We start from the raw sequence: 15,371 nt of genomic DNA on the forward strand, positions 1-15,371 counted from the left end.
ATTTAGGTATCTCTAAATAAATATTTATATTTGTCCAATAAATTCATGTAAGAATGGAATTGACTACAGCAGAAGAGAATTATTTAAAAGCCATATACCATCTCTCCGATGGGGGAAAGAAAAGTGTCTCCACCAATGATATCGCCGCAGAGATCAAAACCAAACCGGCATCCGTCAGTGATATGCTGAGGAAACTCGGAGATAAAGAGGTCATCGAATACCGAAAATATTACGGAGTAAACATCACGGAGGAGGGTAAAAAAAGAGCCCTCGGCACCATTCGTAAACACCGACTTTGGGAAGTCTTTTTAGTGGAAAAATTACAGTTCGCCTGGGACGAAGTTCATGAGGTTGCGGAGGAATTGGAACACATCCAATCCCCCCTACTCATCCAGCGTTTGGATGCCTATTTAAACTATCCAAAATTCGACCCACATGGTGATCCGATTCCGGACGAATTTGGGGATGTGAAGGCTAGACCAAGAGTAGCTTTAAACGAAATGGAACTGGAGCAAACCGGACAAATCGTAGCAGTAAAAGATAGCTCCGCTGCCTTCCTCAGATACCTGGATAAAGTGGGTGCCTACATCGGCGCAAGGATTAAAGTTTTGGATAAGGTGGAGTTTGACGGTTCATTAGAAATTCTGGTCGACCAAAAGAAAACTCTCTTCATGTCAAAAGATGTGGCAGCAAATATTCTTGTCCAGCAATCATGAAAATTTCCTCTCTCCTTCTTCTGCTTTGCCTGGCTTTTTTCTCCTGTAAAAGGGAGAACAAAACGCAACGCTCCAAACCTCTGATCGTTGCCACCACCAGCATACTTGCGGATGGTGTTAGAAATCTGGTAGGTGACAAAGCGGATGTCAAAGCTTTGATGCCGGCTGGAGTGGATCCCCATCTTTACAAAGCCTCAGTCAGAGATCTGGACTTATTACAAGAAGCTGATATGGTCATTTACCATGGACTCTTTTTGGAAGGAAAAATGACTGAGATCTTCGAGAAATTAGCCTATAGTCAAAACCTGATTAATGCAGCAGAGGAAATTCCTCAAGACTTATTACTTCGATCCGGACCGGAAGCGCATAGCGTGGATCCGCATATTTGGTTTGATGTCAAGCTTTGGAAATTAGCCCTGACACATGTCTCTAAGGAATTAGCTCTTTGGCAGCCTACATGGAAAGATGCCTTAGCAGAAAACACCAGCTCCTATTTAAATCAATTGGAGCAATTAGATCAGGAAATTCAAACTCGAGTGGATGAGCTTCGTCAAGCCAACCAAGCTCTGATCACCGCTCATGATGCCTTTGCCTATTTTGGGGAGTCTTACAATTTCGAAGTAAAGGGACTTCAGGGCTTATCCACCTTAAGCGAACCCGGACTGCGTGATTTGACGGGATTGATCACATTTATAGTAGATAGAAATATCCATGCGGTCTTTGCAGAACAGACCATTTCACCCAAAGCCATAGAAGCTGTAGTGGCGGGCTGCGAAAACCAAGGACATAACATAACATTGGCGGGCCCCCTATTCACTGATAGCCTTGATGCTCCAGATACTCCCGCCGGAACGTACATAGGAATGGTTGAAACCAATCTCAACACCATTTTCAAAAGCCTAAAACCATGATCACACAAGTAGATAATCCTATTCTTGAAATACATGACCTGATCGTCAGCTATGATCAAAGTCCCGTGCTTTGGAACGTGGACCTGAGCTTACCATCGGGGAAACTGATCGGAATCCTTGGCCCCAATGGAGCCGGGAAGTCCACACTTATCAAAGCCATTATGGGATTGGTCAAGCCTAGCAGCGGCTATGTAAAGATATTTGACAAAACCCTGGAGCAGGTTCGGTCCAGAATCAGCTATGTTCCCCAGCGGGAATCCGTAGACTGGAATTTCCCCGCATCTGTGCTGGATGTGGTCATGATGGGAACTTATGGGAAATTGGGCCTTTTCAAAAGACCGGGTAAAAAGGAGAAAGACATTGCTTTGAGTTGCTTGGATCAGGTGGGCATGATGTCCTTTGTGAACAGGCAGATTTCTGAGCTTTCCGGAGGACAGCAGCAACGCGTTTTTATCGCTAGAGCCTTGGCACAGGAAGCAGATCTTTACCTGATGGATGAGCCATTCGCAGGCGTGGATATGTCTACCGAAACAGCCATTTTCCATTTATTACAGGAAATGACTGCCCAAGGCAAAACCGTGATCGTGGTACACCATGATATCCATTCAGCCATGAACTACTTCGATTGGATGATTATGCTAAACCTGCATTTGGTAGCTTCTGGACCCAATGAAAAAGTGATGTCGGAAGAGTTACTCCGAAAAACATATGGAGGAAAACTCAATCTTTTGACCAAGGTCACAGACATCATCAAACAAAAAGACTTCAACCCATTGAAAAACTGATATGGAAGATTTTCTATACTTCTTCACTTTTCAGGATAGCTCCATCGCCTTTGTGGTGATAGGAATCACCCTTTTGGGTTTGGGTTCGGCATATGTAGGCACCTACAGCTTTCTGGACAAAAAAGCCTTGTTGGGAGATGCCATTTCCCATGCCGTACTTCCAGGAATCTGCTTAGGCTTTATGTTGGCCGGAGAAAAGAATCCGATCTACATCGTAAGCGGAGCCTTCTTTTCAGGAGCTTTGGCCACATTCCTTACTTCTTGGATCAGAAACAACACGAAGCTTTCTGAGGATGCGATTATTGCGTCTATTCTCTCCATCTTTTTTGGATTTGGAGTAGTGCTCTTGACGGTGATTCAAAAATCGGGCAACCCAGAGATGGCAGGATTGAATCAATTTATTTTCGGAAATGCTATCGCCATTCTGGAAGAAGACCTCTATATCTATGGTGGATTGGCCATTCTGATTATCATCACCCTGACGGTATTCCAAAAGGAATTCAGTCTACTTGTCTTTAATCCTGACTTTGGGATAGCAGTTGGATATCCCATGGGATTGATCCGATTGATATTTAATGTGCTGATGATCCTGGCTGTGGTGATAGGAATCCAAGCCATAGGAGTTGTGCTGATGGCTGCCTTATTAATCACTCCCGGAGCAGCCGCCAGATTCTGGACAGATCGATTGCATAAGCTACTTATCATTTCAGGAATATTTTCCGTGATTTCAGGCATAGCCGGCACTTACATTTCCTTTATACTTCCTCAAATGCCAACAGGTCCTTGGGTTGTGGTTTGCTTATCCTTTTTGGCTTTGTTCTCCTTTCTATTTGCTCCTAACAAAGGGGTACTTTCTAGGACAATTTCAAGGAACAAATACCTTCGAAAAACTCATCAGGATCACTTATTGAAAGCCCTGCATCATGCAATAGAAGAAGGCAAGAAATACCTCACCATAGAAGAAATCTATGAGGCCTTCCCCTACCAAAAGCAGAAAAACAACAAGTCAATCGATGATTTAATAAAAAATCGATTAGTAACTAAAAATCAGAATATTATAATCCTTACTAATGAAGGGAAATCCGAATCAAAACGGATTGTACGATTGCATAGATTATGGGAATTGTACCTCAATGAGTACATGAATATAGCTCCGGATCACGTGCATGATACTGCCGAAAAACTCGAACATATCCTCACTCCTGAGATGGAAGCACTACTAGAAAAGCGACTGAACTTTCCTAAGCTGGACCCCCATCAAGAAAACATTCCAAGAGACTATGATGACCTTTGATCAAAACGCATTTCTAATCATTTTAACAGCTTCCCTGATCGCCATTTCCTGCGGTTTGCTGGGAGTGTTTATGATGCTTCGTAAAATGTCAATGACAGGAGATGCCATATCCCATGCGGTATTGCCAGGAATCGTTATTGGCTTTTTCGTTTCCGGAAGCCAAAGAGGCCTGGAAGTAATTATAGGAGCCGGAATCTTGGGCATTATCGCTACGCTGGTTATCGATTGGCTTAGACAAAAAGCAAGAGTTCAACTTGATGCTTCCATTGGAATTACCTTTACCCTCCTCTTTGCCATAGGCATTATCCTGATAAACCTCTTGGCCTACAAAGTAGATTTGGATCAGGAATGTGTACTCTATGGTGAAATCGCCTACCTACCCATTGACCTTTGGATCTCTGATTCAGGTTTTAATTTCGGCCCAAGAATCACCTATTTAGCTGTACTCAATGTCACTTTGGTAGTAGCATTTATTACCCTACTCTTCAAAGAGTTATCCCTGACCAGCTTCGATGAAAACTTCAGCACTGTAATCGGCCTGCCAACCAAAGGAATCAACTTGGCTTTGATGAGCATGGTATCCTATACCACGGTGAGTAGTTTTGAAGCGGTGGGAGCAATTTTGGTCGTTGCCCTATTGGTTGTCCCTCCTGCCACAGCCTTCCTTTGGACCAAGAAATTAATGCCTCTGATTCAGCTCACTTCTGCTTTGGGCATTTTTATTGCAATAACAGGGTATTACTGTGCTTACTTGGTGGATAGCTCCATTGCAGGGATGATGGTAGCTGTTTCTGGCGTCTTGTTTTTGGGCACAGTGATAATTAAAGGTAAAAAGTCTAATTTTACATTTGAACTTCCTTGGAAAAAGAGTCGTTTAGCCTTAGAAGACAAAACTTTATGAAAAAGATATTCTTACTAGCATTTACTTTCATTTTTGCCCTAGCGGTTCAAGCGCAGGATAAAATTGAATGGATGAAATTTGAGGAGGCAGTTGCTGCCAATCAGGCCAACCCAAAAATGCTTATAGTAGATGTTTATACAGACTGGTGCGGTTGGTGCAAGAAAATGGATGCCTTGACTTTCCAAGATCCTAAGGTGGTAGAATATATCAATGATCAGTTTTATGCTGTCAAGCTAAACGCAGAGGATACGCAACGCACCTTTGAATTTATGGGAAAGAAATATTCCGAAGCTGAAATGGCTGCCGTGATGCGCGTTCAATCCTACCCTAACTTCGTGATCATCGATCCTACCTTGAAAAATATCACCCAATTACCAGGCTACCGTGAACCAGAACAATTTTTAGAAGGTTTGGGCTACATCGTAAAAAAAGGATTTAGAGGACAATGAGTTTTTCCCTTTCCGAAAGGAATGATACCATTATTGCTTTGGCAACACCCCAAGGAGTTGGAGCCATTGCAGTTATTAGATTATCCGGAAAAGATGCCATCAAACTCACCAATGAGGTGTTTTATGGCAAGGATCTGGAAAAACAGGATTCCCATACCATTCATTTTGGAACCATCCGTGATGGCGAAAAAGTCATTGATGAGGTATTGGTTTCCCTATTTATCGCTCCTAAAAGCTTTACCAAGGAAAATGTGGTTGAAATCTCAACTCACGGTTCCTCCTATATCATCAATCAGGTCATCAAGCTTTTCCTAAAGAAAGGCGTAAGACCGGCAAAAGCAGGAGAATTCACCCAGCGTGCTTTCCTCAATGGACAATTCGATTTGGCGCAAGCGGAAGCGGTGGCAGATTTGATCCATGCAGACTCTGAAGCCAGCCATCAGGCAGCATTAAGCCAGATGCGTGGAGGTTTCAGCGGTGAAATCCAGCAGTTGCGGGAGAAACTGATCCATTTTGCTTCCATGATTGAATTGGAACTTGATTTTGGTGAGGAAGATGTAGAGTTCGCCAGCAGGGAAGAGTTAAAAACCTTAGTAGAGCGGCTACTTCGCGTAGTGGAGGAATTGATCCTGAGTTTTGATTTGGGAAATGTGATCAAAAATGGAGTGCCCACGGTGATCGCTGGAAAACCCAATGCAGGTAAGTCTACCCTATTGAATGCCTTGCTCAACGAGGAAAAAGCTATTGTTTCAGACATTGCCGGAACTACGCGGGATTTTATAGAAGATGAAATCAATATAGGCGGAGTGATTTTCCGCTTTATCGATACAGCAGGTTTGCGGGAAACGACCGATACCATTGAGGCGATTGGGGTCAGCCGAACTCAGGAAAAAATGAAGACTGCTTCTCTGATCCTTTATCTTTTTGACTTGGGAGATACAGACCTGATAGAAATCAACCAGGATGTAAATAAACTGGAAAATCTGGGTGTCCCTTTTCTTAAAGTTGCCAATAAAATAGATAAGGCTAAACCTCTTCTTGTAAATGAATTAAAAGAGAAGCATCCGGATAGTATTTTTATTTCTGCAGGAAATAAGGAGAATCTGGAAGGGCTGAAAGTCAAGATCCTGGAACTGGTGAATCTGGATAAGTTTAAAACCGGAAATACGGTTGTGACCAATGTGCGTCATTACGATTCCCTGATCAAAACCAGAGATTCGCTTTTGGATATTCTAAGAGGAATTGATAAGCAGATCACCAATGATTTTGTGGCGATGGATATCCGTCGTTCTTTACATTACTTAGGAGAAATCACTGGAGAGATTACTACGGATGACCTTTTAGCAAATATCTTTTCCAAATTCTGTATCGGAAAGTAATTACATTTCCTTTACTACTCTAAACCCTTCTTTTACTATCATTTAGGCGGTTTTTCTTTCCTTTACTTGTTGCTAATTTTCCCTTTTTTTGCTTATATTTGTTTCTAATCTGTTGTTGGTAGCAACAGGTTTGTTGGTAGCAACAAGATTTTTAGCAACAGGCGAAATCATGTTACATAGAGATACACCCCGATACAAAGGGATATTCTCTGAGACATTTTTAAGCCAAAAAGGAAAACACCATGAGCAGCAGTATAGAAGTTCCAAAGATTTGTCAGGACTGCGGAAAGTCTTTCATCGCAAAGACAACCGTAACCAAATTTTGCAGCCACAAGTGCGCCTCCCGAAACTACAAGAAGCGTAAGCGAGAAGAAAAGGTTGAGGAGGTCGCCCCTATCGTGGTACAGAGAATTGAATACAATCAGGAACAGTTGAAGGACAAAGATTTTCTCAGTGTAGAGGAAACCTGCAAGCTCTTAGGTGCAAGCCGCATGACAATCTATCGGCAGATAAAAGCCGGAAACATTCGAGCGGCAAAGATTGGCAGTCGCACAATCATCAAGAGAACCGAAATCGATAAACTGTTTCAGATATGAAGGTAACACTAAGACAACGCAACCAGGGCGGACAGACCAGCTTATACCTCGACTATTACCACAAGGGAAAGCGGAAAACCGAGTACCTAAAATTGTACCTCGACCCCAATGCAAAGACCAAGGAGGAAAAAGAGGTCAATAAAAAGACCATGCAACTTGCAGAAACCATCAGGGCGCAAAGACAAATCGAAATCCAAAACGGTGTTTATGGCTTTCGTGATCAGGAGAAGCAAAAAGGCAGCTTCCTTTCCTACATTGAATTGCTTGCGCAGCAAAGAGACGACAGCCCCGGCAATCATGGCAATTGGACCAGCATGATTAAACACCTGAAAGCCTTTTGCACCTATGATTTATCTTTCACCGAAGTTGACAGGCAATTTGTCCAGGACTTCAAACAATACCTTGATAAGAAGGCCATAGCCCACGGAAACCAGAAACTATCTCAAAATTCCAAGTACTCCTATTTCAACAAGCTTAGGGCAGCACTAAAACAGGCCGTAAAAGATGGCATCATTCCAACCAATCCTTCTGAAGGTGTAGAAGCTTTCAAGCAAGGAGAACCTGAAAGAGAGTTTTTGACACTGGATGAGCTGCAAGCAGCAGTAAAGGCAGAATGTGAAATTCCCATCCTGAAAACGGCATTCATTTTTTCATGCCTTACAGGGCTTCGCTGGTCAGATATAAATAAGCTCCTTTGGTCTGAGGTGCAGCACTCAAATGAAATGGGCTACTACATCCGGTTTAGACAGAAGAAAACCAAAGGAGCGGAAACCCTACCCATTTCAGAACAAGCCTTCGGCTTGCTCGGAGAACGTGAGGAAAGAGAAGAAAGAGTTTTCAAAGGTTTGAAGTATTCGGCATGGCACAACCTGAAATTGCAACAATGGATGATGAAAGCCGGAATCTCCAAAACAATCACTTTCCATTGCGCCCGTCATACCTACGCAACATTGCAGCTTACAATGGGAACAGACATTTACACGGTTTCAAAGCTCTTAGGCCATAGGGAGCTGAAAACAACCCAAGTCTATGCGAAAATCATTGACGACAAGAAGAAGGAAGCAGCCAACAAAATCAAACTGGACTTATGAGCGCATCTTTAGAAACATACAACCGGATTCTGTTTCTCGACCTCCGCCCATGGTTGTTGTCGGGTTTTTCAGAACTGAAGTTTAAGCAAGATTTACAAGACCTTAAAAAGGCATTCTATCAGGTGCAACCGCTGTATGAAGTATCATTCCCCAAAGCACTAACCAACAAACGGAAATACTTCCTATCGCTTATAGATGCTGAAGCCCTTGAGTACCTCAATTACATCCACAAGCAGGTGAGTGAAAGCATCAATACCAACGCCAAGAAATACCATGTTCACATGGCATTGACCCGGACATTAAATGAAAAGCTACGTGAAACGGCACAGGCAATTCAGGAGCAGGAATATTCACCAAATCAATACGACCCAACGTTTGGAGTACTACCAACCGATACCTCCATTGCAGATGGTGCGTACATTCTTTTCTATTTGAAACATCAGCTTGTAAGATTGTATCTGGAAATCCAGGACTCATACCCGGAACTGTTAAAGGAAGAACCGCTTACGGAAGACGATATTTATCTGACTTACTTTAATCACACTGCACCAAATCCATCACATGTTTCAGAAGCAGTGCCAATACAAATAGCTAGTCCTTCAAACCCGAAAGCAATAGCGCAAGCAGCTAAGACTTTTAAGGCACTTACCAATGACTTTAGAGATACGAGTAAAGGCATTCTTTCTTATGACGCAATCATAAAAAATCCTACTCGATTCGCAAGCTTCGAAGAGTCACTTTTTCAAAACGGGTACATTGATGAGAACTACAAGTTTGTTGACAAGCATGGCATGAAAAACGAAATGGCTGCCATTTACCACCAGTTGATCAATAAAGGCTATTTCCATCAGCGCACCTTCCAACCAACCAAGCAAATAAAAGATGTTGATATTCGGAAGTTCCTTGACCACCGCTACCAAGCAAATCTTGACAAGCAGTTCAGAACCTACCGACAAAACCCGGATCAATTAGCCGAATACATCGATTCTCAGTACTGGTTGACCAAATTACCCCTCGGTTAAATTGCGGTAATTTTCCGTCAATTTACCATTCCAAATTTCCACTATTTTTCAAAAGCGTCTGTATTTCAGCCTGTTGCACGGGCTGAAATTTCCATTTTCAATACTTCCAGACACCTCTTCTGACATTTGCTATGTCCTTGACAATCAAGGATGACTTTAGCGCTAGAGTCCATTTCTAAATTCTTAAATGATAAGAACATGGACGAAATATTAAAACGTCTCGAAAATCTCCAACGCCTAATCGAGAGCCAGGGGATTTACAGTAAGGAAGTATTAAACTTCAATGAAGCATGCCAGTATTTAGAGCTGTCTCAATCACACCTCTATAAACTGACAAGTGCGGGTAATGTACCGCACTACAAGCCGAACGGTAAAAAGCTCTATTTCAAAAGAACAGAGTTAGAAAACTGGTTGCTGCGCAACCGCTCTTTGTCTGCTGAAGAAGTAGAACAACAAGCAGCGGATTACTTAATCAAAAAAGGGAGAGTAAAGCTATGACAGAGATTATTGAACTAATCCTGTCACTCTCACAGGAGATGAAGACCATAAAAGCATACCTGCAGAACTACCATAAATCACGCTTAGAGAGTTTTAAAGAAGAGTGGATTGATGGGCAGGATGTGATGCAAACGCTGCATATCAGCAAGAGAACGCTCCAATCCCTGCGGGATAATGGAGTGTTGCCTTACAGCCGAATCAATGGCAAATTCTACTACAAGGTATCTGACATTGAAATGATGCTGGATTCCAACTACCAACCTTCAAAATCTGCAGGTCATGGAAGTAAGTAGAGAAGCCATTTTACACAAAACGCACTACGGCCTGAATATTTATGCCTACGTGTTGCGACAGTACTATCCTGGTGAAACAGTCCTTTCCTTTTCGGGAAGGGACTGCAAACCTGCCAAGAACCCTTTCAATGCAGACAAGTCTTCATTGATAGTAAAAGTGGTTGACGGTTGTGCTACGCACACCGATACAGATCAAGCCATTGCGCAAGGCAATGTCTTTGATTTTGCCTCATTGCATTTCGGCTTATCTGGTCAGGATCTCAATGAAAAACTGAACGAAGTACTACACCTGAGAATTGGTCAGAAGAATGGATTTTACGAACAGATAGAGCAACAAGCGCAAGTGGTTGTTCAAGAACTGCCAAAGCCAAAAGTTCCCGTGTTCAGCTACTTCAAGAAGCCAGTAACCAATATCAACCCAACAAAAGAGATTGATTTGGTGGACGCTTATGTAATGATAAAAGGAGATGAATTTGAAAGCTGCACAAATGCACTCCGCAATATTCAGGATGTGAAAGAAGCAAGGAAGTATAAAGCCTTCCAATTCGATTATGTGACTTTCTCAGGCACGTTCTCCAAACGGAATGACAAGAACCTTAGGAAGCATTCAGGGCTATTGACCATCGACTTTGACCATGTGCGTGACATCACAAGTTTGAAGTCTGAATTACTCAAAGATCTATACTTTGAAACGGAGCTACTATTCGTATCTCCTTCGGGTGATGGACTCAAATGGGTAATTCCTATTGACCTGACTAAAGCAGGTCATCAAGACTATTTCAAAGCGGTAGCGAACTACATCCAGCAAACTTATCAGTTGGAAGTAGATCAATCGGGTAAAGACATTTCCAGAGCATGTTTCCTGCCACACGATCCGCAGATTTTCATTAATCCTAAATACCTATAAGTAATGGAAAGACAAACCCAAATCATACCACTAATGCAACGCATAGCGAATACATGATTTGGGTTCTTGAATACCATTGAAAACATACAGAGCCATGAAAAAAACATTTAATCCGCAGGATTGGATAGAAAATCCAAGCCAGCAACAAATAAATACAGAGCCAAAAGAAAATACACCTCAACCAAATCTTTCAGATGTTGAGCAGATCATTCAGCAAATTGAAGCCAACCAGATTGATATAGCCACCGCTTACAGCGATTGGCGAAATATCGGGTTTGCCTTTGCTGACGAATTTGGCGAATCAGGGCGTGACTATTTCCATAGAATCAGCAGATTCTATGCAGACTATTCAGCCAATGATTGTGATAGGCAGTTTGACAACTGCCTAAAGGCAAAAGGTCAGGGAATTTCCCTAAAGACCTTCTTTTACCATGCCAAGCAAGCAGGAATACCAATCAGTAAGGAAAAGGTAAAAAAAGAAGAACCTCCACAAACACTTCCAAACCTTCCTGATACTATATTTCCTGAGCTTCCTGAACTTCTGCAACAAGTTACAGAAGTAGCCACTTCAAAAGAAGAAAGAGATTTATTGCTTTTAGGCTCCTTGGTGGCAATCAGTGCATGTTTGCCAAAATTCTTTGGAAAGTATGACGGTAGAAAAGTTTTCGCTAATCTATTTCTGTTTGTCACAGCCCAGGCATCCGCAGGTAAAGGCCGCATGGTACTTTGTAGGCAATTGGTGCAACCAATACATAAAGAACTGCGGGAACAAGCCAAAATGCTCAAGCAGCAATATGAATTGGAATTGGCAGAATACAACGCCAAAAAGGGTAAAGAAGAAGGTGTTGAAAAACCCGGTAAACCACCCGAAAAAATGCTCTTCATTCCTGCCAACAATAGCTCTACTGGTGCTTATCAACTGTTGAATGATAGTGATGGAAAAGGACTGATCTTTGAAACAGAAGGTGATACACTATCACAAGCATTCAAGAGTGATTACGGCAATTATAGTGAAGGCTTCCGCAAAGCTTTCCACCATGAAACCATCTCCTACTATCGAAGAACCGACCGTGAAATGGTGGATATAGAAAGCCCCTGCCTTTCGGCAGTGCTTTCAGGAACACCAAAACAGATTTCTGCTTTGATTCCAAATGCTGAAAACGGCTTATTCAGCCGTTTCATCTTCTATTTTATGAATGTAAGGACCAACTGGAAAGATGTGTTCGCAGATGCTACCGAAAACGGCTTAGATGACCACTTTGATGCCTTGGGCGCTCGCTTTTATGAACTATTCAAGATACTTAAATCCGGTAGTGAAATAGAATTTTGTTTGACAGCAGAACAGAAAAACCAATTCAATCAGTTTTTCGCACAAGTCCAAGATCAATACATTGCTTTGCAAGGGTTGGACTACATGGCTACTGTTCGTAGAATGGGTTTAGTTGCCTTTCGCATCAGTATGATTTTTACGGCTTTGCGAATTTTAGAAACTGGTGATACCAGCTCCCAGATGGTCTGTGAAGAGCGAGACTTTCAAGCTGCAATCAGTATGGTTAAAGTACTGGTGAAGCATTCGAGCAAAGTATTCAATGAGTTGCCGGAAGATGAAAAGCCCCCGTCTCGTAAAAACCGAAAGCAGAAGTTTTTGGAAGCTTTACCGAAAAACTTCAACCGTCAGAAATACTTGGAAGTTGCCAAGGCATTGAATGTTGCCGACAAAACTGCGGAAGGTTACATCACTGAGTTCGCCAAAAAAGGATTGATCCATCGAGAAATGCAAGACCACTACATTAACCTTTCAGTAGATGACAACCCTACACCAACCAACTAGCCAAATAAGGAAACTCAGGATTTTAAGGATGTTAAGGACTTAGCTTCCTGAGTATCCCCTGTTTCCTTAATTTCCTGATTTCAAAATCTCTCAGGTAATTTCTTTTACTACACCTTTCTTTTCTTATATTTGACAAATATTGACAAGTCAAATGAACGGCAATGAATTATCTAGGTAATAGGGTTCGTGAGCTTCGGGAAACAAAAGGCATTCTGATGCGACAGGTAGCCGCCTTCATCGAAGTGGATACTGCTTTAATTAGCAAACTGGAACGTGGAGAGAGAAAGGCGCAACGAGATCAAATCACCAAGATTGCTGAGTTCCTTGAAGCGGACGAAAAGGAACTTACCCTCCTTTGGCTTGCAGATAGAATCACAGATGATATTAAGGACGAGCCACAGGCTCTTGAAGCCTTGAAGTTTGTAGAAAAACAATTTAAAAAGAACCTAAATGGCTAAAAAAGAAAAAGACATCCAAGAAGAATCAATCGAAAAGAAACTCTGGAAGTCAGCAGATAAGCTCCGTAAGAATATGGATGCTGCCGAATACAAGCATGTGGTGTTGGGCTTAATCTTCCTCAAATACATTTCAGATGCCTTTGAAGAATTGTACCAGAAGTTAAAGACAGGTGAAGGAGAATATGAAGGTGCTGATGCGGAAGACAAAAACGAGTATGTAGCTGAAAAGGTCTTTTATGTTCCACCACAAGCCCGTTGGTCTTTCCTGATGGGTAGAGCGAAACAACCTACTATTGGTAAAGATGTAGATGATGCGATGGAATCTTTGGAAAAAGACAATATTTCATTAAAAGGAGTTTTACCGAAGGTTTATGCAAAAACTAATTTGGACAAACAAAGTCTTGGGTCTCTTATTGATTTAATAGGTACGATAGCACTTGGTGACAAGGTTTCACGCAGTAAGGATGTTTTAGGGCAGATTTACGAATATTTCTTAGGCCGATTTGCACTTGCGGAAGGGAAAAAGGGTGGTCAGTTTTACACCCCTCGAAATGTTGTTGAATTATTGGTAGAACTTATTGAGCCTTACGAAGGCAGAGTCTTTGATCCTTGCTGTGGTTCTGGCGGGATGTTTGTCCAAAGTGATCGTTTTGTTCAATATCATCAAGACCACTACAATGCTGAAAAAAATAAACTTCAATTAAATCCATCAGATAGGATTTCTATTTACGGTCAAGAAAGCAATGAGACCACATGGCGTTTATGCAAAATGAATTTAGCAATTCGTGGAATTGATAGTTCGAACGTAAGATGGAATAATGAAGGGTCTTTCTTGAATGACGCACACAAAGATTTAAAAGCTGATTTTATAATTGCCAATCCACCCTTTAATGATAGTGATTGGAGTGGCGAGTTGCTTAGAAATGATGGACGATGGATTTTTGGCGTGCCACCAGCATCCAATGCGAACTTTGCTTGGTTTCAACATTTTCTGTACCACCTATCACCGAATGGTGTTGCTGGAATTGTAATGCATGGTGGAGCTGCTTCCAATAAAGGCCAGCAAGAATCTTCAATAAGAAAAAAAATTGTTGAAGCTAATCTAGTTGATTGCATTATAGCACTTCCTACACAGCTGTTTTACAATACAACTTTACCTGTTCACATATGGATTTTAAGACGAAATAAATCTTTGAACAAAAATTATGGTTTGAGACCTAACGAGATTTTAATGATAGATGCCTACAATTTGGGCACAATGATAGAAAGTACACAAAGAGAGTTATCTGATGAAGACTTGGCGTTAATTATCAATACTTATCATGATTGGCGTAATTCATCAGAAAACTATTCTGACACACCGGGCTTCTGTAAATCTGTGTCACAAGCTGATATTACGGCAAAATCTTTCATTCTAGCCCCAAATAGATATATAGATAGAATCAAACGTCACAGAGAAATACCTTTCAAATCTGATGTTCAAGATCATTTAGCAACGTTAACAAGTTATGTCAATAAATTAGGTTCATTCTTAAATTCTTTGGACACTCAATCAGATGGCCTTAAGGAAAATTACTTCAATGCTTTTGATGATAGCAAATATGATAAGTCAAAATGGGTTCCAACGGAGCTGAATGAAATTGTAGATACAGTGATTTCGGGCAATTGGGGAAATGCAGAGCCTAAAAAGAATAATATTGCAGTTAAAGTAATCAGGGGTACCGATCTACCTAATATTCCATTATTTAACTTACACAAAACACCAACAAGATATATATCTAGTGATAAAGCGGAAGAAATCTCCCTTATTCCAGGTGATATTGTTGTGGAGATGTCCGGGGGAAGTAAAGATCAGCCTACTGGAAGGATTGGATTTATAACTCCTGAACTTTTAGATTTTTTTGGCATGCCATTGATATGCAGTAATTTCTGTAAAGTAATTCGTTTAAACCCTAGTGCAGTTAATCCTTATTGGTTCTTTTATTATTGGATGCTTTCTTATGATGATGGCTTAACAACTCGTTACGAAAACCAGCCAAGTGGGATAAAAAACTTCCAATTAGATGAATATCTAGATAGCGAAATTATTCTGCTTCCTCCTGATGATGTTCAACAAGCCATATCTAATGAATTAAGTATTCTATTCGACCTGAAAAATAAGATGAATTATACGTCAAGCCTTCTCAAAAATTTAATGCACAAAGGATTTGAAAACATCTATTATGAATTCGATAAATAAA

At 41.4% G+C, this 15,371-nt stretch carries 16 protein-coding genes; all 16 read left to right on the plus strand.

Annotation, left to right across the window (positions count from 1 at the left end):
• The first annotated feature begins 53 nt into the window (after positions 1-53).
• Positions 54-716 (plus strand): metal-dependent transcriptional regulator, encoded by a 663-nt coding sequence (locus J0A69_RS15425; RefSeq protein ID WP_206587496.1) that lies wholly within the window; start codon positions 54-56, stop codon positions 714-716.
• The gene (locus J0A69_RS15430; RefSeq protein WP_206587497.1) at positions 713-1,627 is read left to right on the plus strand and encodes a metal ABC transporter solute-binding protein, Zn/Mn family; all 915 of its coding nucleotides are present in this window, start codon (positions 713-715) and stop codon (positions 1,625-1,627) included. The genes J0A69_RS15425 and J0A69_RS15430 overlap by 4 nt, the downstream gene beginning before the upstream one ends.
• A complete protein-coding gene (locus J0A69_RS15435; protein WP_206587498.1) occupies positions 1,624-2,412 on the plus strand; it encodes a metal ABC transporter ATP-binding protein in 789 nt (262 codons plus the stop codon). Before J0A69_RS15430 ends, J0A69_RS15435 begins: the two co-directional genes overlap by 4 nt.
• Before the next feature lies 1 nt (position 2,413).
• Complete coding sequence (locus J0A69_RS15440) at positions 2,414-3,706, plus strand: metal ABC transporter permease (RefSeq protein WP_206587499.1); 1,293 nt, start codon at positions 2,414-2,416, stop codon at positions 3,704-3,706.
• On the plus strand, positions 3,693-4,607 hold the full coding sequence (locus tag J0A69_RS15445; protein ID WP_236032902.1) for a metal ABC transporter permease: 915 nt from the start codon (positions 3,693-3,695) through the stop codon (positions 4,605-4,607). The genes J0A69_RS15440 and J0A69_RS15445 overlap by 14 nt, the downstream gene beginning before the upstream one ends.
• Positions 4,604-5,056, plus strand: a complete 453-nt coding sequence (locus tag J0A69_RS15450; protein WP_206587500.1) for a thioredoxin family protein — start codon at positions 4,604-4,606, stop codon at positions 5,054-5,056. The genes J0A69_RS15445 and J0A69_RS15450 overlap by 4 nt, the downstream gene beginning before the upstream one ends.
• The gene (gene mnmE, locus J0A69_RS15455; RefSeq protein ID WP_206587501.1) at positions 5,053-6,435 is read left to right on the plus strand and encodes a tRNA uridine-5-carboxymethylaminomethyl(34) synthesis GTPase MnmE; all 1,383 of its coding nucleotides are present in this window, start codon (positions 5,053-5,055) and stop codon (positions 6,433-6,435) included. Before J0A69_RS15450 ends, mnmE begins: the two co-directional genes overlap by 4 nt.
• A gap of 242 nt (positions 6,436-6,677) precedes the next feature.
• On the plus strand, positions 6,678-7,031 hold the full coding sequence (locus J0A69_RS15460; protein ID WP_184497459.1) for a helix-turn-helix domain-containing protein: 354 nt from the start codon (positions 6,678-6,680) through the stop codon (positions 7,029-7,031).
• Entirely contained in the window at positions 7,028-8,122 is a 1,095-nt protein-coding gene (locus tag J0A69_RS15465) for a site-specific integrase (protein ID WP_206587502.1), read from the plus strand. Before J0A69_RS15460 ends, J0A69_RS15465 begins: the two co-directional genes overlap by 4 nt.
• On the plus strand, positions 8,119-9,144 hold the full coding sequence (locus J0A69_RS15470; protein ID WP_206587503.1) for a DUF6617 family protein: 1,026 nt from the start codon (positions 8,119-8,121) through the stop codon (positions 9,142-9,144). The genes J0A69_RS15465 and J0A69_RS15470 overlap by 4 nt, the downstream gene beginning before the upstream one ends.
• Positions 9,145-9,342: 198 nt before the next feature.
• Positions 9,343-9,642 carry a helix-turn-helix domain-containing protein gene (locus J0A69_RS15475; protein WP_206587504.1) on the plus strand — a complete coding sequence of 100 codons (300 nt, stop codon included), beginning with the start codon at positions 9,343-9,345 and terminating at the stop codon, positions 9,640-9,642.
• A complete protein-coding gene (locus tag J0A69_RS15480; protein WP_206587505.1) occupies positions 9,639-9,935 on the plus strand; it encodes a helix-turn-helix domain-containing protein in 297 nt (98 codons plus the stop codon). Before J0A69_RS15475 ends, J0A69_RS15480 begins: the two co-directional genes overlap by 4 nt.
• Positions 9,922-10,842, plus strand: coding sequence for a BT4734/BF3469 family protein (locus J0A69_RS15485; RefSeq protein ID WP_206587506.1), 921 nt, complete (start codon positions 9,922-9,924; stop codon positions 10,840-10,842). Before J0A69_RS15480 ends, J0A69_RS15485 begins: the two co-directional genes overlap by 14 nt.
• Positions 10,843-10,936: 94 nt before the next feature.
• Positions 10,937-12,673, plus strand: coding sequence for a DUF3987 domain-containing protein (locus tag J0A69_RS15490; protein ID WP_206587507.1), 1,737 nt, complete (start codon positions 10,937-10,939; stop codon positions 12,671-12,673).
• Between the two features lie 161 nt (positions 12,674-12,834).
• Positions 12,835-13,131 carry a helix-turn-helix domain-containing protein gene (locus J0A69_RS15495; RefSeq protein ID WP_206587508.1) on the plus strand — a complete coding sequence of 99 codons (297 nt, stop codon included), beginning with the start codon at positions 12,835-12,837 and terminating at the stop codon, positions 13,129-13,131.
• Positions 13,124-15,370, plus strand: coding sequence for an N-6 DNA methylase (locus tag J0A69_RS15500; RefSeq protein ID WP_206587509.1), 2,247 nt, complete (start codon positions 13,124-13,126; stop codon positions 15,368-15,370). Before J0A69_RS15495 ends, J0A69_RS15500 begins: the two co-directional genes overlap by 8 nt.
• The last annotated feature ends 1 nt before the right edge of the window (position 15,371 follow it).

This window comes from Algoriphagus pacificus, assembly GCF_017254845.1.
GTDB classification, from domain to species: Bacteria; Bacteroidota; Bacteroidia; order Cytophagales; family Cyclobacteriaceae; genus Algoriphagus; species Algoriphagus pacificus.